This window comes from Halomarina oriensis, assembly GCF_009791395.1.
In the GTDB taxonomy this organism is placed as follows: Archaea; Halobacteriota; Halobacteria; order Halobacteriales; family Haloarculaceae; genus Halomarina; species Halomarina oriensis.
The window spans coordinates 589,979-614,700 of the sequence record NZ_WSZK01000015.1 but is presented as its reverse complement, the minus strand read 5'-3'; the positions used below and the strand labels follow the sequence as shown (position 1 = coordinate 614,700).

Genomic DNA, 24,722 nt, shown 5'->3' with positions numbered 1-24,722 from the left:
TCGGCGTTCGTCCGTCGGCGGTCCTCGCTCGTACCGGCCCGTTACTCGGCGCTTGCCACACTCCTCGCTTCGTCCGAGACCGCCCCTCGTTCTGGCCTCGCTACTCCTCGTCCGGCGCGTCGGCGAGTCGCTGTTTCGCGTTCGGGAAGAACGGCTCCCACTCCTCGTGGTAGAAGCTGGCGACGGGTGTCTCGTCGAGTCGCAGGATGTGCGTGTACGTCTCGTCGCGCTCGACGACGGTCTTCCGGAGCGGGTTGGCGAACATCACCTGGTAGGCCCCGGCGAGCAACAGCGCCCGCTGCTGGTCGTCGTCGAAGTAGGCGACGAGGATGTAGACGTGTCCGTCGGTCTCGCGCTGGAACACCTCGAACCGGTCGAACGCGTCGAGTTCTCGCGTCTCGCCCTCGATGAGGTCGTCGTACTCGGCCGCGCTCAGACCGGCCGTCTCGGCGACGAACGACTCGACGTCGTCGGCGAGGTTGTCGACCAGCGTGAACGAGAGGCCGAACCGACCCTGCGGTTCGAAGTTCGGCCCCTCCGGGGCGACGTGGTCGGCGGCGACGGCGAGCGTCTCCCAGCCCTCCGCTTCCAGTTCGTCGGCCATCCCGTACAGCTCCTCGCGGGTCGCGTTCCACGCCCCCTTCAACGCCTCGGCGTTCGTGGCGATGCGGTCCGCGTAGTCGGTGTCCTCTCCGATTTCGGGCATACCCCATGGTGGGCGACTGAGCCGGTAAAAGCTGTTGGGCCGCGTCCGACGGGAGCCGGTCGTCTCGTCCCGTTCGTCACCGCCCGTCGGTCACGAGACGGCGATTCCGAACACCGCTTCCATCGCCAGGGAGACGCCCAGCATGGCGAGACTGGCGACGAACAGTTTCGCCCCGTCGGCGATACGGTCGTCGTGTTCGAGGCGCAGACGCATCGGAAGCAGGCGCTGGACCCGTGCCTGGAACGGCGTCTCCTCCCCGTTGTCGATGGGGAAGCGTGCCTCCCGCGGGTCGCTGCCGGGTCTGGTCGGTCGAATCTTCAGCGTGGCGTAGCTCCCCAGCAGCACGCCGACGACGAACAGCCCCCCACTTGACGCCCAGGAGACCGGTCCCGAGCGCCACGCTGATGACTCCGAGGACGACGCCGAACACCAGCACGACACCCAGCACGTACGCGACGAGGTCGACGAGTTGGCGCGTCCGGTCGGGGCCGGTCGAACCGAACTGCTCGGCTGTCGTCGAACGGTCCATCAGCTCTGTCGCTCGAAGGCGACTTCGGGCTCCTCGTGCTCCGCGAGGTGGCGGTGACAGTAACTCGTCCGTCCCGACTGGCTCACCGAGTGGTGGTCCGGCGGTTCGGTGTCACAGACGCTGCCGAACTCCTCGCGCAGCAGTTCGCGTGCGGCCTGCTCGTCACCGTCGCGGACGTGCTCGACGGCCCGGTCGACGTCGCCCCGGACCTCGCCGGGGACGTCCATCTCGCCGAACCGTTCACGGATGCGCGAGCGGGCCTGGCCGTGACTGCCCGCGTGGACGTCGCTGATGAACGAGTCGACGAGGTCGTCGAAGTCCGCATCGGTCTCGCTCGGGTCGAAGTTCGTCCCGAGGATCTCACGGGCCTCGTCCTCACGGTTCGAGGCCGCCGCCTCGACCGCCCGGTCGAGCGCCTGTTCGCGCTCCTGGGTGAGTCGGTGCGGGAACACCTCGCGGACGATCTCGTCGATGCCCGAGAAGCGGGTCTCCATCCCGAGGATGGCGCGCGCTCGCTCGGTGAAACTCCGGTCGGCCCGCTGCCGTTCGCGGAGGATCTCGCGGAACAGTTCGATGCCCTCCCACGTCTTTTCGTCGAGGTGTTCGTACTCCGAGGGGTGAATCTTCACCGGACAGCGCGTGCTGAACGGACAGCCCTGTGGCGGGTCGCGCGGACTCGGCGGCGTCCCGCGCAGCGTGATGCGCTGTTTGTCGTCGGTCGGGTCCGTCTCCGGAATCGCCGAGAGCAACGACTGTGTGTACGGGTTCTTCGGGTTCTCGAACAGCTCCTCGGAGTCGCCGATCTCCATGATGTGGCCGAGATACATGACGGCGACGCGGTCACAGATGTGCCGGACGACCGAGAGGTCGTGGGCGATGAACAGGTAGGTCAGCCCGAACTCCTCCTGGAGGTCCTCCAGCAGGTTGAGGATCTTCGCCTGGACGCTCACGTCGAGTGCGGAGACGGGTTCGTCCAGCACGACGAACTCCGGTTCGAGCGCCAGTGCGCGGGCGATACCGATACGCTGGCGCTGGCCCCCCGAGAACTGGTGGGGGTAGCGGAAGTAGTGTTCCTCCCGGAGGCCCACCGTCGTCAGCAGTTCGCGGACCCGAGCGCGGCGCAGGCGCTTTCGGGCGACGTCGACGTCCACCCTGACGGTGACCGTCGAGTCGCTCTCGGTGACGTCGACCGAGACACGGTCCTCGGGCAGTGGGACGCCGTCTCGAACCGTCACTGCCCCACCAGGCACCTCGACGGTGATGTCGGCTTCGCGCTCGTCCTGGTTGACGCTCCCGTCACCGGTCACCTCCACCTGCTTCTGGGTCCCGACGACGTCGACGTCGAGGTCGGGCCAGTCGTGGACGTTGAGCGGTTCCTGGATGATCTCGCCGATGGTCATCCGGTCGTTGAGACTGGATTCGGGGTCCTGGAAGACGATCTGGGCGTCCCGACGCCACCGCTTGACGCGCTTGCCGGAGAACGTCGTGATGTCATCGCCGTCGAACAGCACCTCCCCGTCGGTGGCGCGTTCGAGGCGGACGAGCGTCCGGCCGAGGGTCGTCTTCCCACAGCCGGACTCGCCGACCAGCCCCAGCGTCTCGCCGCGCTCGATGTGGAAGTCCACACCGTCGACGGCCTTGACCGGCTGGGAGTTGATGAGGCCACCCCCCTCGTAGTACGTCTTCAGCCCGTTGACGTTCACGAGGTCCCTGCGTCCGTCCGTCCGTTCCGTCCGTCGTAGTTCTTCGGTCTCACTCATCGTCGTTCACCTCGTCGGGGGCCGCCTGCGCCGTCTCGCCGCCACGCGACTGGTGGTAGGCGACGGCGTCCTCCCGCGCCATGTCCTCGGGGTACAGCAGGCAGGCCGCAGTGTGGTTCGCGTCGCCCGTACTCACGTCCACGTTGACCGGGTGGACCGCGTCGCAGGCGTCGAACGCCTCCGGACAGCGCGGCGCGAACCGACAGTACGTCGGCTTCTCGTTCGGCGTCGGGACGTCGCCCTCGATGGTCCGCAGGCGCTCGCCGCCGACGTTCCGGCTCGGAATCGATTCCAGCAACCCCTGCGTGTAGGGGTGTTTCGGGTCGTCGAACAGCACCCGTGCCGGCGCGCTCTCGACGAGTTCGCCGGCGTACATCACGTTGATGCGGTCGGCGATCTCGGCCATCACACCCATGTCGTGGGTGATGAACATGATCGAGAGGTTCCGCTCTTCTTGTATCTCCTCCAGCAGTTCGAGAATCTGTGCCTGGATGGTCACGTCGAGCGCCGTCGTCGGCTCGTCACAGATGAGCAGTTCCGGCTCACAGGCCAGCGCCATGGCGATGACCGCCCGCTGGCGCATCCCGCCCGAGAACTGGTGGGGGTACTCGTCGATACGACGCCGGGCGTCCGGGATGGACACCGCTTCGAGCAGGCGGACGGCCTCCTCGGTCGCTCGCTTACCCGTCAGTCCACGGTGGAGACGCAGCGCCTCCTTGATCTGGTTGCCGATGGTGTAGACGGGGTTGAGCGACGTCAGCGGGTCCTGGAAGATCATGGCGATTCCGCGGCCACGGAGCTTCCGGAGCCCCTCCGTCGGCGCGTTCGTCACTTCGACGTAGCCCTCCGAGCCGTCGCGGACGACGAACGTCCTCTCGTTGACGATGCCGAGTTCCGCCGCGTAGCCGTCCTCGACGAGGTCGGCCATGTCGACCGCGCCGTCGCGGACGAGCGTCTCCGCGTCCGCGCCGGCGTACTCCTCCCCGGCGAGTTCGCTGGCGGTGTGCCTGCCGTTCAGCAGGCGTTCGACGAGTTCCACGAGATCGTGTTCCTCGCGTAGCTCGTCGACTTCGGCGGTCCGCTTCGGGAACAGCCGTGCGAGTCGGTCGACGGTCGTCGGTTCGCGGAAGCGAATCGACCCGCCCATGACACGACCGGGCGAGTCGACCAGCCCCATGATGGAGCGGGCCGTGACGGACTTGCCCGACCCGGACTCGCCGACGATACCGACGGTCTCGCCGCGCTGGATGGTGTAGCTGATGTCGTCGACCGCGCGGATGGTCTCCTTGTCCGTGAAGAACGACGTCTGGAGGTTCTCCACGGTGAGGATGGGGTCCTCTTCGCGGGTGAGCTGGATACTCATCACCCACCACCCCCTGCGGCAGCGGCCTCGGAAGCACCGCTCTCGCCACTCTCGCTCTGTGGGTCGATGCCGTCGCGGATACCGTCACCCAGTGCGTTGAGCGCGGTCACGACCAGCACGATGAGGATGCCGGGGATGAACGCGATGTGCCACGACGCCGTCGTGACGTACCCCCGGCCGTCGGCGACTGCTCGACCCCACTCCGGGGTCGGCGGCGAGATGCCGATACCCAGGAACGACAGCGCCGAGACGGAGATGATGATGCCACCGATCATCAGCGAGCCGTAGATGAGCAGGTAGCCCAGGATGTACGGGAGCATGTGCTTGCGCATCGTCGTGATGGAGCCCTGCCCGTACGAGCGGGCCGCGTCGACCCACTCCTGTTCGGACACCTGGAAGGCGGGCCCACGCACCGCACGCCACAGCCCCGGCCAGTACAGTAAGCCGAACACGAGCGCGAACAGTAAGCCGCCGTCGTAGAACTCCGCCAACCAGTGCCCCTGGAACACCACACTGACCAGGATGACCAACAGGAACACCGGTATCGCCTGGATGGAGTCGCTCACCACCACCACCGCGAGGTCGGAGAGCCCCTTGTAGTACGCGGTCAGCAGGCCGAAGAACGCGGCGATGAAGCCGCTGATACCCATCGCGATGAGGCCGATGAACAGCGAGACACGCGCCCCGTAGGCCATGAAGGTGAACAGATCACCACCCGGATTGTTCATCGTCCCGAACGGGTGGAACCGCCCGAAGTCGTCGTACGAGAGCGGTCCGACGTTCGAGGAGGGGTTCCCACGGGAGGCGGACTGGAGGTTCGCGTCGGCCGAGAGGATGGTCTGGACCTCGCCGCTGTCGTCGAGATACTCGACTTCGTACTCCAGCGGGTTGATGACGTCCTCGTCGTAGGTGACCGGCGAGACGGTCGGAGCGAACAGGCCCAGTCCGACGAACAGCACGACGATGACGAGTCCGAACTGCCCCCAGCGGTGGGTGCGCAGTCGGCGGACGACGTCGTCACGCGGCGTCCAGTCGGCCTGTCGGTAGTGGCTGACGAAGGTCCGGTAGCCGAACCAGAGCCACCACAGGAAGAAGAACATGTAGGCGTAGATGAGGAACACGCGGAACGCCCACGCGAACGCCGGTGGAAGGCCGAGGAACGTCCCGTCCCAGCCGCCCTCCGTCGTCGCGTGCCCTTGGTTGGGGATGAACTCACGCGAGAGCAGCGTCGGGAGCGACCGACCGAACTGTTCGAGTCCGTTGAGCGCGGCGACGACGCCCGCGCCGGCGACGTTGCTGGCCGGCGAGATGCCGCTGGGTGTCCCGTGGAACGCACCGATGATGACGCTCGCGAACAGTTCGAGAGCGGTGCCCAGCGTCGAGACGATGGCACCCAGTTGCAGGAGCAACAGCACGACCAACCCGACGGCCCAGAGAGCGGCGGGCTGCGGGTTCGCCGCGATGCGCTCGCGGAGCGGTACGTCTTCGTATTGGTGTTGCGTGCTCATTGTCAGTCGTACCCGATTCGTGGGTCGATGATGGTGTACAGGAAGTCCTGCAGGATGTTGATGCTCAGCGTGATGAGGACGAAGATGTACAGGAGCGACCCGGCAAGCGGCAGGTCACCCTGTATCGCAGCGTCGAAGAACAGCTTCCCCAACCCGTTGATGGCGAAGATGGCCTCGACGACGACGGACCCACCGATGAGCAGGAACGCCTCCGCGGTGATGACCGGGACGAGCGGGATGAGCGCGTTCCGGAAGATGTGCTTCCAGACGATGACGCGTTCCGGGAGTCCCTTCGCGCGAGCGGTCTCGACGTAGTTGGAGTTGACCGTCTCCAGCACGGCGGTCCGACCGATACGCATCTCGTTACCCATCGAAGACGACCCGAGGACGAGCGCGGCCGGTAGTATCTGTTTGATGGCGATAGCGAGGTTCTCGGGGTCGGTGAGGTCCGTCAACGGCGGTGCCGTGACGCCACCCCCCGACGTCTCGACGATCCAGTCCGCCCAGTTGAACGCGCCGCCGGTCAACTGTGCGGAGGCGACCAGCAGCGAGGAGATGATGATGCCGAGCCAGAAGTTCGGCATCGCTCGCCAGATGATGCCGCCGAACGACGCGGTGTAGTCCGAGAACGTGTTCGGGTTGAGGCCGGCGTAGAAGCCGAGCGGGATGCCGACGAGCAGCGCCACCAGCACCGACCAGAAGCCGAGCCAGATGGTGCGGGGCGCACGGCTAGCGATGAGTTCGCTGACCGACGTGCCGCGGCTGATGACCCACGACCGGCCGAGGTCGAAGGTGAGGAGGTCTCGCATGAACGCGAAGTACTGCTCCCACAGCGGGATGGGGTTGCCCTGTGCGTCGATGAGTCCGATGCTCCGCGCGACCGCCTGCCGGTAGGCGGGGTCGTTCTGCGTCCCGACGATCGCCGACACGGGGTCGATAGGCCCCATCCGGAGGATGACGAACGCGATGGACATCGAGAACAGCAGCACCGGGACGGCGAGGACGAGACGCCGAGCGAAGTAGCTCCAGCGGCTCATCGTGCCACCCTGTTTCGTTCGTGGCAGCACCGCGTCGGCTCACCGACACGAGCGCCGCCGTCGCTGTTCGTGGCTATCATTGTAGCTTGTCGCTGAATTTTGGGGTGCGGCAATTATCTCTTTCGTTGTTTACGCGCGCCGCTAGGCGCGTTAGGTCGAAAAACGGTACGTTTCGGCGGTCCGCTTACTGTCCGGAGCCGTTGCCCGAACTGTTGCCCGGCGGCGTGCCGGTGACCGTGCGGCGGCCCTCCTGCTCCTTCCAGAACGTGTTGTACATCTGGCGGGAGTTGCCCATCGCACCGAACTTCGGCGCGTGCAGGTACGGGTACTTGAAGCGCTCGGTCGCACCGTGGAAGGCGTTGACGAGGACGACGTCCTCCCAGTTCGCCTCCTCCATCTGGATGTACGCCTCGTTGCGGGCGTTGAGTGCTTCCTCGCTCGGGCCGGGGTTGTCCTGAATGGTCTGCCAGGCTTCCGCGGCGGCCTGCGACGCCTCGGTCTCCTCGTCACGACCCCAGTTGGTGTACGTCAACACACCGGGCTCGCCCGTGTAGGTGTTCGGCGGGTTGATGAGCTGCAGGAAGTTGTCCGCAGCCGGCCAGTCGGCGATCCACCCGAGCGTGTACGCTTCGAGGTTGCCGTTCTGACCGCGTTCGAGCAGCGTTGCGAACTCCGCCTGCTCGATGTTCATGTCGATGTACGCACCGGAGAGACGCTGGCGCAGGATCTGTGCGATCTCGGACCAGGTCTGGCTCACGTAGTGCGTGAACTGCATCGTGAACCGGTTGTTCTCGCCGTAGCCGGCCTCCTCCATCACCTGCTGTGCGCCCTCGATGTCGGAGCTCGTCCCGTAGGGGTACGCCTCTTCGACGTGAGAGTCGTAGGCGCTCCCCTCACCGGGGTAGATGAGCGGCGGCGTGAGGTGGTAGGCGGGCTCCTGACGGCTCTTGAACACGGACGACGCGAGGCTCTCCTGGTCCGTGATGTAGGCGACCGCCTGCCGGACGGGCTTTGGCACGTTCTGCGTGTTGAACGCGAAGTAGAACGTCGACACCTCGGGGACCTTCAGGTAGTCCACGGTCTCGCCGTTCGCGTCGAACGGACCGTACTGCCCCTCGGTCCGACCGGCGTCGTCCTTCGAGGCGTTCTGAATCTTGTTCTGGCTGTATCGCGGGGTCGGCACGCCGAACGTGTCGACGTTCTTCGACATCGCGTAGTTGAACGCGGCCGTGTCGTCCTCGATGACCTGCCAGTGGACGGCGTCGACGTACGCCGTCTGGCCGTGGTAGTCGTCGTAGCGGGTGACGTCCGCGGAGGTGCCCTTCTCCCAGTTCTCGAAGACGAACGGGCCGGCACCGATGGGGTTGTTCTCGGAGAACTCGGTGTACTCGGGGGCGGGTTCGACCTCCTCGCCGCTGCCGGTCTGCTCCGCGTCGATGTCCAGACCGATGGCGTCCGACGGGACGGCCGCGAACGAGGAGTACGCGAGCATCGCCAGCGTCGAGTGGAACGGCTCGTCGAGGTTGATGACGAGCGTGCTCTCGTCCTGTGCCTCGACGCCCATCGAGTCGGGGACGTAGTTGCCGTCCTCGTCGGTCTCGTGCGTGACACCCAGCGAGTCGAGGATGAAGTACGCACGAACCGTGTACGGCGAGCGTGCCAGGCGCTCGAACGAGTAGACGAAGTCCTGTGCGGTGACCTGATTACCGTTGTGGAACGTCGCGTCCTTGAGGGTGAACGTGTAGGTCGTGTCGTCCTCGGAGCGCTCGACGCTCTCGGCGAGCAGGTTCGTCGGCTGCGTCTCGCCGTTGGGGTAGTTCGTCAGGCCGTCGAAGACCTGCTGGACGATCTGCCCCGACGCGGTGTCCCCCGCGTTGACGGGGTCGAACGTCGAGATGGTGGAGTTCAGCTTGCGGTACGTCCCGCCCTGCTGGGGCTCCATGTCCTCGCCACCGTCGCCGGTGCCGTTCCCAGTGCCGTTGCCGTCACTGTCGTTGCCGTTGCCGTCACCGTCGCCGTCGCCGCCAATGCCGAGGCACCCTGCGAGTGCGGCGGCCGTGGCCGCCCCACCGGTCGCCTGCAGGAACCGACGACGGGAAAGTCCGCTACTGTCTGTCATTCCAATCCTCCATATCTGGTGGTTGCTGATAAAACTGCCGTTGTCTCCACGCCGACGCCGTCTGCCGCCGATTTCTGGGTCGATGCTGTCATGGTGGGTGTCCGCACATCACGTTGGTAACGTCTCCCGCGACTAATACGCCGTGTTGAGTGAAATCGACCTTTCACTCACGAACAACCGGCAACACGTTCCGACACGTTTATAGTCGAATACCAGATACTGTTACGTGATGTCACCTGACTCGGCGGCACAGACGGACGCGAGTGGGGACGGCGAGGTGATGGCGGCCGTCGCGGACCAGCGACTCGTCATCGCCGACATCTCCCGTGACGAGACGTGGCTCTCCGTGCCGCTGACACAGGCCGTCAGTGTCGAGGACTACCGGTAGGAAAGCTGATAATCCCACCCCCGTTTACTCCGGTAAATGGTGTCACTAGGCTCGTGGAAACGTGACTTCGCCAGTGGCCTCATCGTCCTCGGTCCGGTCCTCGTCACCCTCTACATCCTCCGCTGGCTGTTCGTCAAACTCGCCGGCCTCGGCGTCATCAGTATCGACCCCACCGACATGCCGGACGGGTGGGAAGCGGCGACTCCGTACGTCGAGGTCGGCCTCCTGTTGGCCGTCCTCCTCCTGCTCACGCTGTCGGTGGGCTACATGATGCGCACCACCTTCGGCAACCTCGTCGAGAGCGGTATCGACTCCTCGATGAACCGCCTGCCCGGCCTCCGCGTCGTCTACAACGCCTCGAAGATGGCCGTCGAGACGGCCGTCTCCGGCCCCGAGGACCTCCAGAGTCCGGTCAAGGTCGAGACGTGGAACGGGATGCGGATGACCGCGTTCAAGACCGGTAAGAAGTCGAAAGACGGCCGTGAACTGCTGTTCCTCCCGACCGCCCCGAACATCACCACCGGGTTCGTCGTCGAGGTCGAACCGAACGACTACACCGAGGTCGACGAGACGGTCGAGGACGCTCTGACACGCATCCTCTCGGCCGGGTTCGGCGACGCCAAGGAGAGCGGCGTCCACATCGACGTCGAAGAGGAGATGCCGACGCTCCACGCCGGCCGCGGCACCACTAACGGCGTCGACCGCGACGACTGAGTCGCGTCCCCTCGACCGTTCGCCGCTCAGGAGAGAATCGCTCGAAGCGCGAACAGCGCGTTCTCCTTGCGTTCGAGCACCCGCCGGTAGAAGTACGACGCCCACCGGTCGCCGTAGGGGACGTACTGGTACACCTCGTACTCCCGTGCGAGGTCGACCTGCGCGTCCTCCCGAACCCCCATCAGCATCTGTATCTCGAAGTCCGTCCCGTACTCCTCGTGGAGTTCGATGGCGTGGTCGATCATCCGCGGGTCGTGACTCCCTACCGCGACGCCCCCCTCGAACTCCCGGAAGAGGTACTCCAGATGCCGTTCGTAGGCCTCGTTCACGGCGTCTTTCCCCTGGTGTGTGAGTTCGCGCGGCGGGTCGTACGCACCCTTGACGAGGCGAATCTTCCCAGCGTACTCCGCGACGTCGCGCAGGTCCTCGTCGGTGCGTTTCATGTTCGACTGGAGGCAGAGACCCATCTCCGGGTAGTCGCGTGCGGCCGCCTCGAACGCGTCGAGCGTGGCGTCGATGGTGTCGTGGCCCTCCATGTCGACCCAGACGAACCGGCCTTCCTCCGCGGCCACCTCGACGATCGCGGCGAGGTTCTCGCCGAACACGTCGCTTCCCATCTCGATGCCCAACTGCGAGGGTTTGACCGAGACGCAGGCGTCGAGCGAGTCGGGGATGTCCCGGAGCAGTCGACGGTAGGCGGCGGTGTCCTCGTCGGCCGGTCCGCGCTCGTCGTAGTGTTCACCCAGCAGATTACAGATGCTCTTGACGCCCGACGCCTCCATCCGACGGGCGTGGTCGAGCACCGTCGCGGCGCTCTCGCCCGCGACGAATCGGTTCGCAACCGGAGGTATCATCGTGGCAAGTTCTGCCGCCCGCCGACTTGAGCGTGTTTATCCCCGGTTCGCCCGCGTCCCGGCCGTCGTCCGAGTCGACACCGACTCCGGCCGGCGACGCCCTTCGGTACTGTTTACTCACCACCACGAGCACGTCCCGGTATGACCGGTCTCTCGACGCTCGTCGCCGCCTTCTGGGCGATGTTACCCTCGTACCTCCCGAACAACGCCGCGGTGCTCTTGGGCGGCGGCCCGCCTCTCGACGGCGGCCGCGAGTGGAACGGGGAGCGACTGCTCGGCGACGGCAAGACCTGGCGGGGGACTGCGGGCGGCATCCTCGTCGGTACGCTCGCCGCCTGCGGCCTCAACCGGGTCGCGGACCGTATCGAGACGACCACGTCGTTCTCCCTCCCGCGGTTCCCGCTCCGCGCCGGCGTCGCCCTCGCCGCGGGAGCGATGTTCGGCGACGTCGTCGGGTCGTTCCTCAAGCGTCGCTCGGGGCGTGACCGTGGCGCGATGGCTCCCGGCCTCGACCAACTCGACTTCGTCGCCGGGTCGCTCGCGTTCGCTCGTCTCGTCGCGCCGGCGTGGTTCGGGCGGACGTTCACGCGTCCCGCCGTGGCCGTGGTGCTCGTCGTCACGCCGCTACTCCACGTCGGGACGAACGTCGCGGCGTACCTGCTAGGGCTGAAGGACGAACCCTGGTGACCCGACGGCCGAGGGTGCCCTTCGGAAATCGAGCCGGTAGAGACACGGTCTCGATACCGAGACAAACACTTATGCGAACTCTGCGAATCGAGACGGTCGATGAGTACAGCGGAACTGTTGGTTCAGTGTGACGAAAACGACCGTTTTCTGGTCGAAGTCGTCGACGGGAGGGACGTCGTGGAGCGAATCGAGGTCGTCGCCAGTGAGTATACGCCACCAGATGCGCACAACTCGATAGACAGGGGACTGTTGATCGTCCAGATCGCCGCCGTGAGCGACCTTCCGGAGAGTATGGACCACAAACTCGATACGGCCGAGGGGTGGAGCGGGACCCTCGAGATATCCGCACGACAGGCGGCGGACGGCACCTGGTCACGACCGGTGTTGCAGGCGTGGCAGACCGGGACGGAGTCCTACGTCGAAGTCGGGTACATCAACGCCATCGAACGGGTGTAGGCGAGCGCTCCGAGGCACTGTCGGAGCACCACCGGACAGTACCCGACGGGAACGGGTGGCCCTCGCCTCCCGACCGCGTCGGTCCGTCGAGACCGAACGTGGGGCAGTTCGATCAGCGACGCCCCAGAACGCCGTCGAGATGTCGTCGTCGACGGGGAGTGCCTGTCCGCTGACCTTCTTCCGGATGGTGTAGCCAAACAGGCCGCCCGTCAGCGCGACTCCGAGGCCCATCATCACGCCGAACGTCCGCGCCGCAGTGAGCCCCGGGACGGCGCTCTGATAGACGAACAGGGCGGCGTAGAGGACGCCGAGCGCGGCCAGCGTGACACAGCAGTAGCCGACCGCGCTACCGACCGCTCTGGAGAGGCGCATGTCGATCGCTTCGCGCCGACGAGGAACTGTCTTCTGCTCCGGCGCCCCCGCTCAGTCCAGCCGTTCGAGTACCGCGTTGGCGTCGTAGGCCAGCGAGAGCGTCCGCGAGCGGCCACGTCCCTCGACGCTGGTGTAGGTGGCGTCGATGAGGCCCAACTGGTCGAGTTTGTTGATGAGTTCGGAGTAGCGTGTGTAGCCCAGTCCGGTCTCCTCCTCGAACGCCTCGTAGACCTCGCCGGCCCGCTCGCCGTCGTGTTCGGCGACGACGGCGACCAGCGCCCGTTCGGAGTCCGAGAGCCCCTGGAGATGCCGCGAGAGGTGGACGTACTTCGACTTGTCGTAGGCCGAATCGACGTCCTCCAGTTCGACGCTCCGTGAGGCGCGCATCTCCGCTTGCAGACCCGCCCGTCGGAGCAGATCGATGCCCACGCGCAGGTCACCACCGGTGTCGGCGGTCAGTTCCGCGACCCGGTCGACGATTTCGGGGCCACACGAGCCGTGGACGAAGCCGTACTCGACGCGTTCGCCGAGGATGTCTGCTATCTCCGGTTCGTCGTAGCGCGGGAAGTACACCTCCTCGGGGCGGAACACCGACTGGACGCGCGTGTCCAACTCCTCGATGATGTCCAGGTCGAGGTCAGAGGAGACGAGGACGACGCCGATCTTCGCTCCCGAGTGCGCCTCGTGTGCCCGCAGCAACGAGTAGAGCGTGTCGCTGGCCTCGTCGTCGTAGAACAGGTAGTTGACGTCGTCGAGCGCGACCACGAGCACCTCGTCGTCCTCGACGAGTCTGTCGGTAATCTGGCCGAACAGCTTCTTGAACGAGATGCCGCTGGTCGGCGGTTCGTACTCGAACATCTCCTCGAACAGCCGGGAGAAGACGGCATAGCGCGTCGAGTCGACCTGGCAGTTCACCTGCGCGACGTTCACGTCCGAGACGGCCTGTAACTCGTCGAAGAGCTTTCCGACGGCCGTCGTCTTCCCCGTCCCCGGCGGCCCGCGCATCATCACGTTCAGCGGGCGCGACCCACGCGCGGCGGGCCGCAGCGCGTACTTCAGGTTCTGCATCTGCTCGTCGCGGTGGTAGAACGTCTCGGGGACGTAGTCGATCTCGAAGACGTGCTCGTCGCGGAACACGGACTCGTCCCACGACAGCATCTCGTCGTCGGCCATTTCACTTTCACCTCGCTACCGAGACGACTTAACTGTTGGGCGGACACCCGTCTGACACGTCGGTTCGCGTGAGTGAATACTGCCGTTATCGGGGTGCTCGTGGACCGAGCGGCTATCGGGGCCGACAGGCGCTCACGGGCCGTTGCACTCCCCGCTCGCGTCTCCTCGTTCTCGTTCGCTTCGCTCGCTCCGGACGCCTCGTAACGCTCGTCTTCCGTGCTCCCGTTCGCTGACCCTCACGGGAACTCCGAGGCTCTCCCCGCTCACGGCTCGCTTCCGTTCGCCGTTCGCGTTCTCGTGGTCCTCGCTCGTTCGCTTCGCTCGTTCGCGCAGAACCACGCTACTCGAACTTCGCCAACAACCGCCGGTAGAAGCCGTCGCCGTCGCCCGCGTCGTCGGCCAGTTTCTCGACGATGAGTTCGGGTGTCGAGCGGGCCAGTCGCCCTTTCACGGGCGAGCGGTTGACCTGCAACTCGCCGTCGACCAACCCGACGGCCTCGATACCGTCGACCTGTACGTCGAACTCCGTCGCGTCCCGAATCTCGCCCGCGAGATGCGAGACGAACACCGCCGTCGCACGCTGTTCGTGGAGCGATTCGAGGATACCGGCGATGATGCGGGCGCTCGCGCCGGGTTCCGTGATGGACTCCAGTTCGTCGACGAGCACCAGTCGAACGCCCGGTCCCTCCACGAGGTCGCCGAACTCCCGGAGGGTGGCCTCGAACGCCCCCGCGTCGAGGGTGCCCTGACTCTTCGCCTGGTAGTGGAGCGCGTCGAACCGCCGGAGTTCGACGCGCTCGGCGGGCACCGGCAGGCCCATCTGGGCGAGCACGACGACCAGTCCCACCAGGTCGATGGTCGACGTCTTGCCTCCCGAGTTCACCCCCGAGAGCAGCGCGACCCCCTCGACGCCGTAGTCGACCGGGTCGACCTCCTCGAAGTCGACGTCCAACAGCGGGGAGCGCCCGCCCTCGACGACGAGTCCCGCGTCGGTGCCGTCGCCGGAACGCGAGGCGGTTCGGCTGCCAGCCGAGGTCCCCTCGGCACCGTCGCCATCGCGTTCGACGAACTCCGGGACGGTACAGTCGAAGTCGGCGGCGTAGCGGGCCACCGCGAGTTCGACGTCGAGGTCCAGAGCGGCCCTGACGAGCGTCCCCGCCGGGTCGCGCAGGTCCGCGAGGTCCGCTGCGAGCGTCGCCTTCAACGTCGCCGCGCGTCGGTCGCGGGCGGCCTTGAGTTCGCGTCGGAGGCGGTTGACCGCCTCCTCCTGGTGTTCGACGGGGAACGTCGGCTCCTCGACGAACGCCTGTTCGACCAGGTCGTCGTAGTCCGGCACGGCGAGCGCGTCCGCGAGGTGGTCGCGGGCGGCGGCGATGGCCGCGTCGAACTCGTCGGCGAGTTCGGTCTCGAGCAACGAGTCCACTCGTGCGCCCTGCTCGACCAGCGAGAGCAGGTCCGCCCCCTCGATGGTGACGTCCTGTGACTGGATGGCCTCTCGTAGACGGTCGTTGGCGACGCTCTCGGCCGTCGAGACGGCGACGTCGAGGTCGTCGACCGCATCGCGCAGTCGATGGAGGTCCGCGTCGCCCTTGACGGTCCCGTCGTCGGTCAGGCGCTCCAGTCCGTCCCGGAGCACGTCGAGGTCACACGCGGGGTCGAGTCCAGCCCGTTCGTGGACCGTCGCGGCCGCCGCCAGTCGTTCGCGGTTGTCCGCGAAGAAACGCAGCAGGCGTTCGGGCACCACTTCGTCGACCCGGTCGAACGCGTCCGGGAGGACGCGTACGTCGCCGTCGATGTCGAGGCCGGCGAACCGTTCGTCGAGGACGACCACCGTCGAGTAGCCGCGTGCGAGTTCACCGATACCCGTCGCGTCCTCGACGAGTTCGACGCTCACCTCGGGGAACGCCGCCTCGGCGCGGGCGTACGTCTCGGCGTCGCCCGTCGCCACACAGCGGTCTCTGACGCGCAGGTCTCGCGGTTCGGTGAGCGGTTCGACACCCGCCAGCGCCTCGCGCACCTCGGGGGTCGGGTCGTGTTCGGCGGCCGCCTCGACGAACGCCTGTACCTCCGCGATGCGGGAGGCGCTGGCACTCGGGTAGAACGTCTCCAGTCGCTTGCGAGCGTACTCCGTGACAGCCCGCTCTTGTACGAGCGAGAGCGCCTCGCCGTACAGTTCGCGGGCACGGTCGGTCCGCAGGAAGTCCTCGGTGTCGCCGTGGCGCTGCCGGATGGCGTTCCGGGCGATGCGGGCGGCGGTGCCCTCGGTGATGCCCGGTGCTCGGGCGAGCGCGGCGACGTCACCGGCTTCGAGGGCACGCTCGGCGTCGTCCAACTGTCGAAGCCGGTCGGCCGTCTTCGAGCCGACACCCTGGATGGCTTCGAGGTCCATACCCCCGCCGTTGCAGTCGGTTGCCAAAGGTCCGTCGCTCCGCGTGCGGTGTGGTGTCGTCCGGGTCGCCGCGTGGTCGGTCCCCGGTCGCCGGCGTCACTCCTCCCGGTCCGACTCCTCGTCGCTGCCAGCGAGGGGGACGTGCTCCCTGGTGAACTCCGAGAGCCAGTCCCAGCCCTCGCGGTCGTTGATGGCGTCGACGATCCCCTCGACCCCTCGCGTGCCGACCGGCTGTTCGTTCGTCCGGTCGTCACGCCCCAGTTCGTCGGGGGCCGGCCCCTCGAACATCGTCCGGTCGCGCTCGTCGTAGTAGATGTGACTCCCGCCCGCGGCCTGCCCGATGAGCTGTGGCGCGTCGTCGCGCAGGTGGTCGCGGTCCGGCGGGTCGACACGGTCGTCCGCCGAGGCGTCCGGCCGGCGGTCGGTCATCGTCGTCCCTCCTCGGTCGCGTCGTCCCCGTCGGCCTCGACACCGGGGAGGTGACGCTTGGCGTACGCCGAGAGCGACTGCCAGCCGCTCGACTCCGAGTCGAGGTAGTCGGAGAGCGAACGGTCGCCGAGCACCTTCTCGTCGGCCCAGTCGCTCATCAACTCGCCCGAGTCGACCTTCCCGGTGTAGACCGTGTTCGACTCGGCGTTGTAGTACAGCGGGGCACCACGCTCCTCGACACCGAGCAGGTGTGACCCGTCGTGGTCCTCGGGGTACTTCGGCGTCTCCACGCCTCCCGTCGTCGTGTCGTCCCGTTCGGACATGGGTCGTGCTGACTCACGCCATCCTCCTGAGCGTTGTGCCCGCCCGTGCCTGTCGCCGTCCCCATCGTCTCCGTCGTCGGGCGGGCGCGGACCACCGCCTACGACGAGCCACGCGAGCGCCGCCAGGACGTGAGGGCTTTACTCCTCGGCGTCCCAGTCGCCCGTATGGACGGACACATCGCGGCCAAGCGCGACGCCGCCCGCGAGCGCCTCGCCGCCCGCGACGGGGTGCTCGTCGCCTTCTCCGGCGGCGTCGATTCGAGCGTCGTCGCCGCCCTCGCCCACGACGCGCTGGGCGAGGCCGCCGTCGCCTGCACCGCCAAGAGCGAGACGCTCCCCGACGCCGAACTCGACGACGCCCGGCAGGTCGCTGCGGAGATCGGTATCCGCCACGAGGTCGTCGAGTTCTCCGAACTGGAGGACCCGAACTTCGTCCAGAACGACGACGAACGCTGTTATCACTGCCGGACGATGCGTCTCGGCGCGATGTACGACCACGCCCGGTCGCTCGGTATCGACACCGTCTGTGACGGGACCAACGCCTCGGACCCCGGCGAGGGCCACCGCCCCGGTCTGCGAGCGGTCGCCGAACTCGACGTGCTCTCGCCGCTGTTGGCCCACGACGTCACGAAGGAGGAGGTCCGAGAGATAGCCCGCGACTACGGCCTCTCGGTCGCCGACAAACCCGCGATGGCCTGTCTCTCCTCGCGGATTCCCACGGGTCTCGAAGTCACCGAGGAACGCCTGACGCGCGTCGAACGTGCCGAGTCACTGCTCCGCGAGTGGGGCTTCGAACAGTTCCGCGTCCGCGACCACGACGGCCTCGCCCGCATCGAGGTGGGCGAGGACGAACTCGACGCCGCGCTCGACCCCGCGTTCGTCGAGGCGGCCCGCGAGCACTGCGAGGCGGCCGGGTTCGACCACGTCACGCTGGACCTCCACGGCTACGCGACGGGCAGCGTGAGTCCGGCGGGCGAGGGGGCTGCGGACGAAGGGGCTGCGGACGACGCCGAGACCGACTCCGACGGGTCAGACGAGACCGACCCCGTCACGAACGTCTTCGAGGCGGAGTACCCGTCGCGGTAGAACACGCTGGCCCGCCGGTCAGTCGCCGTCCCGTCGCTCTGCGTCCAGACCCGCTCGCGTCCGCGGCTCGACACCGTCCTCGCCCTCCTCCCACGGCGTCGCGTTCTCCCGACGGACCGTCACCGTCTCGCCGTCGACGTCGAACTCGTTGACCGCACAGTTCGCCTGCGTGTGTTCGAGGACGGCCTCGGTCACGTCCATCCCCTTCGCGTGACCCAGGACCTGGTGGATGGGACCGCCGTGGGTGACGACGAGCGTCGTCCCGGACTCGCCGGCCACGGTCCGGAAGCCGTCGAGGACGCGGTCACGCATCTCGACGATGCTCTCGCCGCCGTCGGGGACCTCGGTCGCGGCGTGTGCGGCGGCCTCGCCCAGTCCGAACGTCGGGAACCGCTCCAGCATGTCCCGGTAGCTCAACCCCTGGTACACCCCGATGTCACGTTCGCGCCACGCGCGGTCGAACTCGACGGGCGGGTCGTCGAGCGCCTCGCGGAGCGACTCGGCCGTCTCGCGGGTCCGCAGCAGGTCCGAGGCGACGACGCGGTCCACGTCGTAGTCGTCGGCGAGGAACGCGGCGGCCGCCGCGGCCTGCTCGTGACCACGCTCGGAGAGCGGGACGGGTGCCCACCCCTGCATCCGCTCGTCTCGGTTCCACGGCGTCTCCCCGTGTCGCACCAGCACGACTGTCGGCATTGGGGACTCTTCGGGTGCGGATGGCTTGGGTGTTGGCGAAACTGTCCGGCCGTCGATGACGAGAACACCTCGAAAGCCCCCGCGTTCTCGGTGCCTGCGACTCGCTGCGCGCTTCGCTCGGCTTCGCCTCGTTCCAGTGCTTACGTCGCCTCGGCTACCGAGAACGCGGCCCCTTTCAGTCCCCCCGCCTCGGCCCGTTCGTCAGCCATCCCCGAGTCCTGAGCCTCGGGGCTTTCGAGGTGTTACTACCAGCTCCGACGGCGAAACCGACGACTCCGGTCACAACACCACCTGACGCTCCTAGCGCTGGGTCCAGCGCAGGAGGAGCAGCGTCGCCTCGAACAGCGTCACCATCGTGATGGCGACGATGAACGGCGCGAGGCCGGTCGGGTCGGGACTGAACAGCAGTGCGACGCCGAGGAACCCACCCCAGAAGTAGAGGCGGCGGTCGGCGAGCCACTGGCGGGTGGTCAGCCCCATCATCACCGCGAGCATGATGAGCAGCGGAATCTGGAAGACGGCGGCGAAAAAGCCCATCAGCAGGAGCATCAGGCCGAACGTCTCGCTCAGGCCGAACGCCACCTCTGCGGCCTGCTCGGAGTAGTTGACGAAGTAGCTGAAGATGAAGGGGAGGACGAGGTAGAACGCGAACGCGACGCCGATGAACGCGAGGACGAGGCTCGTCGGCACCGCCGCGAGGTAGTAGCGCCGCTCGTGTTTGTAGAGTCCGGGGCGCATGAACAGGTACGTCTCGTAGACGAACACCGGTAACGCGATGACGAAGCCCGCGAGCGTCGCCACCTTCAGGCGGGCCAGCACGAGCGCCAGTGGCTGGTAGGCCCGTGGGCTGGTGACGCTGCTCTGGACCGACCCGAGAATCGAGTACCAGATGAAGTTGATGAGGTCGACGGCGAACGGCAGGACGAGCACGCTCACCAGCGCCATCGAGAGGATGACGACGCCGAGTCGCTTGATCATCTCCTCGATGTGGTCCGCGAGCGGCATCTCCTGGTCGCTCTCGGGTCCCTCGATGAAGCCGTCGTCCTCGTCGTAGTAGTCGTAGTCGACGTTCCGCTCGCCGGAGGCGGGAACGGTCGCGCCGCCGTCGGACTGGGCGCGAGCGCCGTCGGGGTCCGCTCCGACGTTCTCGAACGGGTTCTCGCCGTCCATCTCCTCATCGGGACTCACACGGTCCTCGGCGGGGTCCTCGTCCTCGCGGTCGGCCTCCGACGGGCCGAGCACCTCGTCGATGGTCGGCTCCTCGCTTTTGACCCAGTCCGGAATCGAGCCGTCGGGGTTGACCGCCGGGTCGCCCGCCTCCTCGTCCGTCTCGGCGTCGTCGTCCGTTCCGGCGTCACCGTTCGTCTCCGCTGCGGGTGTCCCGGCCTCCGGGTCGTCGGGGTCGACGGTCGGAATCTCGGTCAGCGTCCCGCCGGTCGACTCCTCGTCGTCGTCGGTGTCGCCGTCCTGTTCGCCGCGCTCTTCGGCTCGTGCCTCGGCGATGTGTTCGCGGAGGTCGTTCGACGTCTTCCCGACGGGCGAGACACCGTGGTCGGCGGCGAGCGACTGGAGTTCCCTGTAGGAGAGGTCGTCGAGGTCGTCTAAGTCGCCGGTCTCCGACGAATCCGGCGGGCTCGCGTCGCTCCCCGACCGTTCCTCGTCGGGCCCACGCCGCTCGTCGCCGGTCATTACGTCCGAGTACGTCACCGGGTGGTTGTAAGCCTTCTCACCCGACGGCGACGGAAAAGATTGATAGCACCCAGTTGGCTAGGTCCGGTGTGTCGAGCGCCATCGGTGACGATACGAAACGCGCGTTGGTCGACGGCCGGGCGGCCGTCGGCGAGATACTTCGCGCGGCACAGAAAGACCTCCAGAAGGTGGCGCTCGTGTTCCTGTTCGGCCTGCTGGGGACCATCATGTTCCTCTACTACTTCGGGTGGGACCGGCTGAAGGCCGACCTGCTCAGTAGCGCCCCGCAGGCGAACGTCATCACGCGGACCCCGTTCGAGGTCATCCTCCTGCAGGCGAAGATCGGACTCGTCGTCGGCGGGTTGCTCGCGCTCCCCGTCATCGTCTACTTCGGGCGTGACGCGCTCAAACGTCGGGGCGTGTGGCCCGAGAAGAAGATACCGACGTGGCAGCTCGTCGGGATGGGACTCGTCGCCGCCGTGCTGTTCGCGCTGGGCATCCTCTACGGCTACTACGTCTTCTTCCCGGTGATGTTCGAGTTCCTCGCCTCCAACGCCGCGCAAGCGGGGTTCTCGCCGGACTACGGCATCACCGAGTGGATCCAGTTCGTCCTCTTCCTGACGTTCTCGTTCGGTCTCGCGGCCCAACTGCCGCTGGCGATGGCGGCGCTCGCGTACGCCGAAATCGTCCGCTACGAGACGTTCCGCGACAAGTGGCGCTACGCGGTCGTCGCCATCTTCGCGTTCGGCGCGGTGTTCTCCCCGCCCGACCCGTTCACGCAGGTGATGTGGGCGGTTCCCCTGCTGTTCCTCTACGGCCTCAGCCTCGGGTTCACGAAGTTCGTCGTCACCGTCCACCGGGGGAGTGCCGAGGTGGACTTCCGGGCGGAGATGCGCGACATGGCTCCCCGGCTGATGGTGATGGCCGTCGCCTCGTTCGTCGCCACCTACGCCACCATCGCCTACGGTGCCGGCGTCTACTTCAACGACGTCGTTCAGCCGGCGATACCGACGGTGGTTCGCCCGCCCGAACTCCCCACGGTCGAGTCGCTGTGGGGGATTCCCCGCGCCGAGGCCATCGTCGCGACCAGTGTCGTCGTCGCCTTCCTCCTGACGATGGCGCTGATGGTCTACTACGTCTACCTCTGTCTGGAGGCCGCCAGCGAGATGGCCGCCGCCGGTCGCGGGCCGTACGGCGACCCGTCGGCCATCGACATGCGGGCGCTCGACGCCGCGGGCGTCCGGGCCGCCCCACCCGAGGCGTTCGCCGAGATGGACGAGGAGGAGGCACTCGACGTCGCGGGCACGGCGATGGACGACGGCGACCACGAGAAGGCCCAGGCCGTCCTCGACCGGTTCGACGAGGCCGAAGCCGGCCGAGAAGCGAAAGCGGAGACGGAGGCCGCCGACGCCGACGCCGGGGACGGGGCGGACGCCGACGACTCGGGCGTCGTCACCCGCACGAGTGCGGGGATGCTGGGCGCGTTCACCGACGACGAGACGGACGAGGAGGACATCGGGGGCTACCTCTACGACGTGCAGTTCATCCTCGGCAGTCTCGCCTCCAAGTCGTTCCGCCTCATCGCCGTCTTCATGGTCGTGATGGGGCTCTCGTTCGCGTGGCTCTACTCCGGCGGTATCGGTGACCTCCAGCGGGTGTTCCTCAGCCGACTGCCGACCGCTGGCTCCATCGACGTCCCGCTGGTCGCCCCCGACCCCATCACCGGGGGCGCGGGGTCGCTCTCGCCGAACTACGTGGTTCGGCTCTCGGAGTCCGTCTCCCCCGAAGCGTTCGAGATCGTCGCGCTCCACCCCGTCGAGGCGCTCGTCTTCCAGGTGAAGCTCTCGCTCATCTTCGGTGCGGCCGCCGTCCTCCCGCTCTTGCTCTACTACGTGTGGCCGGCGCTCAAGGACCGCGGGTTCGTCTCGGGCAACCGCGGCGTGCTGTTCACGTGGGCCGTCACGACGGCCGTCTCCATCGTCCTCGGGAGCATCTTCGGCTTCCTCGTCGTCGCACCGACCGTCATCTCGTGGCTCGCCGCCGACATCGTCGGCAACGGGATGCTCATCAAGTACCAGATCAGCTCCTACGGCTGGCTCGTCTTCTTCACGACGCTCGGCATCGGCCTGCTGACGGCCATCCCGACGACGATGCTCCTCTTCCACCGTGGCGGCATCGTCCCGTTCCGTATCCAGCGTGACCGCTGGCGCGAGGCCGTCACCGCCGTCTTCGCGCTCTCGGCGTTCTTCACGCCGCGGGGACTGTTCACGATGTTCCTCATCGCCATCCCCGTCGCGCTGATGTACGGCGTCGGCCTCGGCGTCCTCTGGCTGTACACCCTCGGCGGCCGACGGGCCCCCCGGTCGACCGGCCAGGGTGCCGACTGACCCCGTCCCGAGCGCCGGGGACCTTCACGACGAAACGGCCGTCGGCGAGACCTTCATACCTGATACTGCGACAGTCTCTCACGTTCGGTAAAGCTATCACGCCACACGAGGACAGGAGCGGTATGTTCGCACGTCTGATGGTTCCCTCCGTGTCGAGGAGACGATGAGTGGAGCCACAGAGACGCTGCTCCGGGGGGAACGGGGGACGCGCGAGTGGTACGTCTCGGGTGTGTACGCGCTCTCCTTGCTGCTCGTCGTCTCGCTCGTCGTGCTCCCCGGCGGTGCGCTCAGCGACGCGCTGTACGGTCGGGTGCTGCCGGTGGTGCTGTTTGCGACGCCGCCGCTGGTCGCGGGCGTCTCGGCGGTTCGTGGCGGTGGCCTCCTCGAAGGTATCGTCATCGGCGTCGTTCCGTCGGTCGCGTTCGTGCTGTTCGGTCGCCCCGAAGCGCTCGCCGTCGACACCGCGGGGACCGTCGCCGTGCTCTGTCTCGGCGGTGCGTTGCTCGGCTTCCTCGCCGGCTACGCCTGCCGCGAACTCGTCCATCTCTTCCGGGCGCACTGAGCAGTCGTCGACGTCCGTCACGCTATCACCGAGCGAGACCGTCGAACCGACAGGTTTTGGGCCGTGGTCGGTAACGACCGTCCATGCCCAAGATCAGTGTCGAGATTCCACAGGAGCTACTGGAGGACCTCGACGCCCACGTCGGTGACCAGGGGAAGTTCGTCAACCGTAGCGACGCGATTCGTGCCTCGGTTCGGAAGACGCTCGACCTGCTCGACGACATCGACGCCCGCCACGGCCGCTTGGAGGACGATGAGTGAGGTGCGGCGGACGGCGTCGGCGAGCGTCCTGCCGGTCGCCGCCGTCGCGCTCGTCGCCCTGTTCGTCACCGCACTCGTCACCGCGCAGTTGACCGCCTCGAAGATTCTGCTGTTCTCGCTGCCGGTGTCGCTGCCCGTCGTCGGCCCCGCACTCGCGCTCCCCGGTGCGGCGCTCGCCTACGCCGTCACGTTCTTCGCCTCCGACTGCTACTCCGAACTCTACGGCCGCCGTGCGGCCCAGACGATGGTCAACGTCGGGTTCGTGATGAACCTCGTCCTGCTCGTCCTCGTCTGGGGCACCATCGCCGCACCCGCCGCCGACTCGGGGTTCGCCGACCAGTTCGCGGCCGTCCTCGGCGCGTCGACGAACATCGTCGTCGGGAGCCTACTCGCCTACCTCGTCAGCCAGAACTGGGACGTACTGGTCTTCCACCGCATCCGCGAAGCGACCGACGGCGAGATGCTGTGGCTCCGCAACGTCGGGTCGACAGCGACGAGCCAACTGCTCGACACCGTCATCTTCGTCACCGTCGCGTTCGCCGTCGCCCCTGCCGTCCTCGGCGTCGGGTCCGTCACCGGCGGGTCGGAACTGCTGGCGCTCGTCGTGGGCCAGTACCTGCTGAAACTGCTCATCGCCGTCGTCGACACGCCGTTCGTCTACCTCGTCGTCCGGGCGGCCCGTGACCGCGGTGTCGCCCCACGCGTGACGCCCTCGGACTGAACGTCCCCGGAGATTTATCAGGGGCTGGGCCGGAGCTAACAACGATGCCCTCCAGCAACGCGACTGCGACCGGTCCCAGGCGGTGCGGTCTGGGAATCCGCGGCGTCGCCATCGCTATCGACTCGTTCGTCTGGTTCACGCTCCTGTTCGTCGCCATCTTCCCCATCGCCGCGGTCACCGGCGACATCACGACGACCGGAGGGACGACGAACGCCGACCTCGAAGGGACCGCCTCGCTGGTCGGGGTCTCGCTGTGGGTCGCCCTCGGGCTGAGCTACCACACGCTCGCAGAGTGGCGGTTCGGTCGGACCGTCGGCAAACACCTCGTCGCCATCCGGGTCCGGAACGCCGACGGTTCGCCGCTGACGCTCCGGTCGTCGCTGGTCCGGAACGTCGTCCGACTCGTCGACTTCCTGCCGGTCAGCTACGTCGTCGGTATCGTCGCCTTCGCGGTTTCGGACCGCCGCCGACTCGGTGACCGACTGGCCGACACGGTCGTCGTCCGCGTCTGAACGCC

Annotated in this window: 25 protein-coding genes and 1 pseudogene; 10 read left to right on the top strand and 16 right to left on the bottom strand. The window is 67.2% G+C overall.

The genetic code is table 11. The features are described 5' to 3' along the window. Positions 1 to 100 precede the first annotated feature (100 nt). The 8 genes and pseudogenes from GQS65_RS09695 to GQS65_RS09665 all read right to left on the bottom strand — a co-directional run bounded on the left by GQS65_RS09695 (position 101) and on the right by GQS65_RS09665 (position 9,022). Positions 101 to 706, bottom strand: coding sequence for a DUF7529 family protein (locus tag GQS65_RS09695; protein WP_158204401.1), 606 nt, complete (start codon positions 704 to 706; stop codon positions 101 to 103). Positions 707 to 796: 90 nt separating this feature from the next. Further along, positions 797 to 1,147: a DUF7555 family protein gene (locus GQS65_RS09690; protein ID WP_449271791.1), complete on the bottom strand. Its 351-nt coding sequence runs from the start codon at positions 1,145 to 1,147 to the stop codon at positions 797 to 799. After that, positions 1,083 to 1,235: pseudogene (locus GQS65_RS22290) on the bottom strand (hypothetical protein); the annotation flags it as partial. The pseudogene GQS65_RS22290 and the gene GQS65_RS09690, both read right to left, overlap by 65 nt. Then, a complete protein-coding gene (locus tag GQS65_RS09685; RefSeq protein WP_158204399.1) occupies positions 1,235 to 2,995 on the bottom strand; it encodes an ABC transporter ATP-binding protein in 1,761 nt (586 codons plus the stop codon). The gene GQS65_RS09685 and the pseudogene GQS65_RS22290, both read right to left, overlap by 1 nt. After that, a complete protein-coding gene (locus GQS65_RS09680) occupies positions 2,988 to 4,358 on the bottom strand; it encodes an oligopeptide/dipeptide ABC transporter ATP-binding protein (protein WP_158204398.1) in 1,371 nt (456 codons plus the stop codon). Before GQS65_RS09680 ends, GQS65_RS09685 begins: the two co-directional genes overlap by 8 nt. After that, positions 4,358 to 5,866, bottom strand: coding sequence for an ABC transporter permease (locus tag GQS65_RS09675; protein ID WP_158204397.1), 1,509 nt, complete (start codon positions 5,864 to 5,866; stop codon positions 4,358 to 4,360). Before GQS65_RS09675 ends, GQS65_RS09680 begins: the two co-directional genes overlap by 1 nt. Before the next feature lie 2 nt (positions 5,867 to 5,868). Further along, positions 5,869 to 6,903 carry an ABC transporter permease gene (locus tag GQS65_RS09670; RefSeq protein ID WP_158204396.1) on the bottom strand — a complete coding sequence of 345 codons (1,035 nt, stop codon included), beginning with the start codon at positions 6,901 to 6,903 and terminating at the stop codon, positions 5,869 to 5,871. Between the two features lie 184 nt (positions 6,904 to 7,087). Then, the gene (locus GQS65_RS09665) at positions 7,088 to 9,022 is read right to left on the bottom strand and encodes an ABC transporter substrate-binding protein (protein WP_158204395.1); all 1,935 of its coding nucleotides are present in this window, start codon (positions 9,020 to 9,022) and stop codon (positions 7,088 to 7,090) included. 229 nt (positions 9,023 to 9,251) lie between these two features. Here GQS65_RS09665 and GQS65_RS21380 point away from each other — a divergent pair, with 229 nt between their 5' ends. Then, positions 9,252 to 9,410, top strand: coding sequence for a DUF7556 family protein (locus GQS65_RS21380; protein WP_199268435.1), 159 nt, complete (start codon positions 9,252 to 9,254; stop codon positions 9,408 to 9,410). Between the two features lie 36 nt (positions 9,411 to 9,446). Next, positions 9,447 to 10,124: a DUF502 domain-containing protein gene (locus GQS65_RS09660; RefSeq protein ID WP_158204394.1), complete on the top strand. Its 678-nt coding sequence runs from the start codon at positions 9,447 to 9,449 to the stop codon at positions 10,122 to 10,124. 26 nt (positions 10,125 to 10,150) lie between these two features. On the opposite strand, the gene GQS65_RS09655 is transcribed toward GQS65_RS09660, so the two are convergent. After that, positions 10,151 to 10,978, bottom strand: coding sequence for a proline dehydrogenase family protein (locus tag GQS65_RS09655; protein WP_158204393.1), 828 nt, complete (start codon positions 10,976 to 10,978; stop codon positions 10,151 to 10,153). Between the two features lie 141 nt (positions 10,979 to 11,119). On the opposite strand from GQS65_RS09655, the gene GQS65_RS09650 reads away from it, so the two are divergent. Beyond that, on the top strand, positions 11,120 to 11,665 hold the full coding sequence (locus GQS65_RS09650; protein WP_158204392.1) for a CDP-2,3-bis-(O-geranylgeranyl)-sn-glycerol synthase: 546 nt from the start codon (positions 11,120 to 11,122) through the stop codon (positions 11,663 to 11,665). Between the two features lie 99 nt (positions 11,666 to 11,764). Next, positions 11,765 to 12,121: a hypothetical protein gene (locus GQS65_RS09645; RefSeq protein ID WP_158204391.1), complete on the top strand. Its 357-nt coding sequence runs from the start codon at positions 11,765 to 11,767 to the stop codon at positions 12,119 to 12,121. On the opposite strand, the gene GQS65_RS09640 is transcribed toward GQS65_RS09645, so the two are convergent. From GQS65_RS09640 to GQS65_RS09620, 5 genes are all read right to left on the bottom strand, one after another. Then, complete coding sequence (locus GQS65_RS09640; RefSeq protein ID WP_158204390.1) at positions 12,038 to 12,493, bottom strand: hypothetical protein; 456 nt, start codon at positions 12,491 to 12,493, stop codon at positions 12,038 to 12,040. The two genes, GQS65_RS09645 and GQS65_RS09640, sit on opposite strands and share 84 nt — an antisense overlap. A gap of 51 nt (positions 12,494 to 12,544) precedes the next feature. Beyond that, positions 12,545 to 13,666, bottom strand: a complete 1,122-nt coding sequence (locus GQS65_RS09635; protein WP_158204389.1) for an ORC1-type DNA replication protein — start codon at positions 13,664 to 13,666, stop codon at positions 12,545 to 12,547. Positions 13,667 to 14,006: 340 nt separating this feature from the next. Continuing rightward, the gene (locus tag GQS65_RS09630; protein ID WP_158204388.1) at positions 14,007 to 16,055 is read right to left on the bottom strand and encodes a MutS-related protein; all 2,049 of its coding nucleotides are present in this window, start codon (positions 16,053 to 16,055) and stop codon (positions 14,007 to 14,009) included. Between the two features lie 96 nt (positions 16,056 to 16,151). Next, entirely contained in the window at positions 16,152 to 16,484 is a 333-nt protein-coding gene (locus GQS65_RS09625; protein WP_158204387.1) for a hypothetical protein, read from the bottom strand. Beyond that, positions 16,481 to 16,807, bottom strand: coding sequence for a hypothetical protein (locus tag GQS65_RS09620; RefSeq protein ID WP_158204386.1), 327 nt, complete (start codon positions 16,805 to 16,807; stop codon positions 16,481 to 16,483). The genes GQS65_RS09625 and GQS65_RS09620 overlap by 4 nt, the downstream gene beginning before the upstream one ends. Before the next feature lie 165 nt (positions 16,808 to 16,972). Here GQS65_RS09620 and larE point away from each other — a divergent pair, with 165 nt between their 5' ends. Then, on the top strand, positions 16,973 to 17,893 hold the full coding sequence (larE, locus tag GQS65_RS09615; protein WP_158204385.1) for an ATP-dependent sacrificial sulfur transferase LarE: 921 nt from the start codon (positions 16,973 to 16,975) through the stop codon (positions 17,891 to 17,893). A gap of 18 nt (positions 17,894 to 17,911) precedes the next feature. On the opposite strand, the gene GQS65_RS09610 is transcribed toward larE, so the two are convergent. After that, complete coding sequence (locus GQS65_RS09610) at positions 17,912 to 18,586, bottom strand: histidine phosphatase family protein (protein WP_158204384.1); 675 nt, start codon at positions 18,584 to 18,586, stop codon at positions 17,912 to 17,914. A gap of 300 nt (positions 18,587 to 18,886) precedes the next feature. Beyond that, positions 18,887 to 20,275 (bottom strand): twin-arginine translocase subunit TatC, encoded by a 1,389-nt coding sequence (locus tag GQS65_RS22120; protein ID WP_368280018.1) that lies wholly within the window; start codon positions 20,273 to 20,275, stop codon positions 18,887 to 18,889. 89 nt (positions 20,276 to 20,364) lie between these two features. On the opposite strand from GQS65_RS22120, the gene GQS65_RS09600 reads away from it, so the two are divergent. From GQS65_RS09600 to GQS65_RS09580, 5 genes are all read left to right on the top strand, one after another. Continuing rightward, on the top strand, positions 20,365 to 22,662 hold the full coding sequence (locus tag GQS65_RS09600; protein WP_368280017.1) for a twin-arginine translocase subunit TatC: 2,298 nt from the start codon (positions 20,365 to 20,367) through the stop codon (positions 22,660 to 22,662). A 163-nt stretch (positions 22,663 to 22,825) separates the two neighbouring features. Further along, the gene (locus GQS65_RS09595) at positions 22,826 to 23,224 is read left to right on the top strand and encodes a hypothetical protein (protein WP_158204382.1); all 399 of its coding nucleotides are present in this window, start codon (positions 22,826 to 22,828) and stop codon (positions 23,222 to 23,224) included. Positions 23,225 to 23,307: 83 nt separating this feature from the next. Then, positions 23,308 to 23,484: a ribbon-helix-helix domain-containing protein gene (locus GQS65_RS09590; RefSeq protein ID WP_158204381.1), complete on the top strand. Its 177-nt coding sequence runs from the start codon at positions 23,308 to 23,310 to the stop codon at positions 23,482 to 23,484. Continuing rightward, complete coding sequence (locus GQS65_RS09585) at positions 23,477 to 24,205, top strand: queuosine precursor transporter (RefSeq protein ID WP_158204380.1); 729 nt, start codon at positions 23,477 to 23,479, stop codon at positions 24,203 to 24,205. The genes GQS65_RS09590 and GQS65_RS09585 overlap by 8 nt, the downstream gene beginning before the upstream one ends. Positions 24,206 to 24,249: 44 nt before the next feature. Next, complete coding sequence (locus GQS65_RS09580; RefSeq protein ID WP_158204379.1) at positions 24,250 to 24,717, top strand: RDD family protein; 468 nt, start codon at positions 24,250 to 24,252, stop codon at positions 24,715 to 24,717. The last annotated feature ends 5 nt before the right edge of the window (positions 24,718 to 24,722 follow it).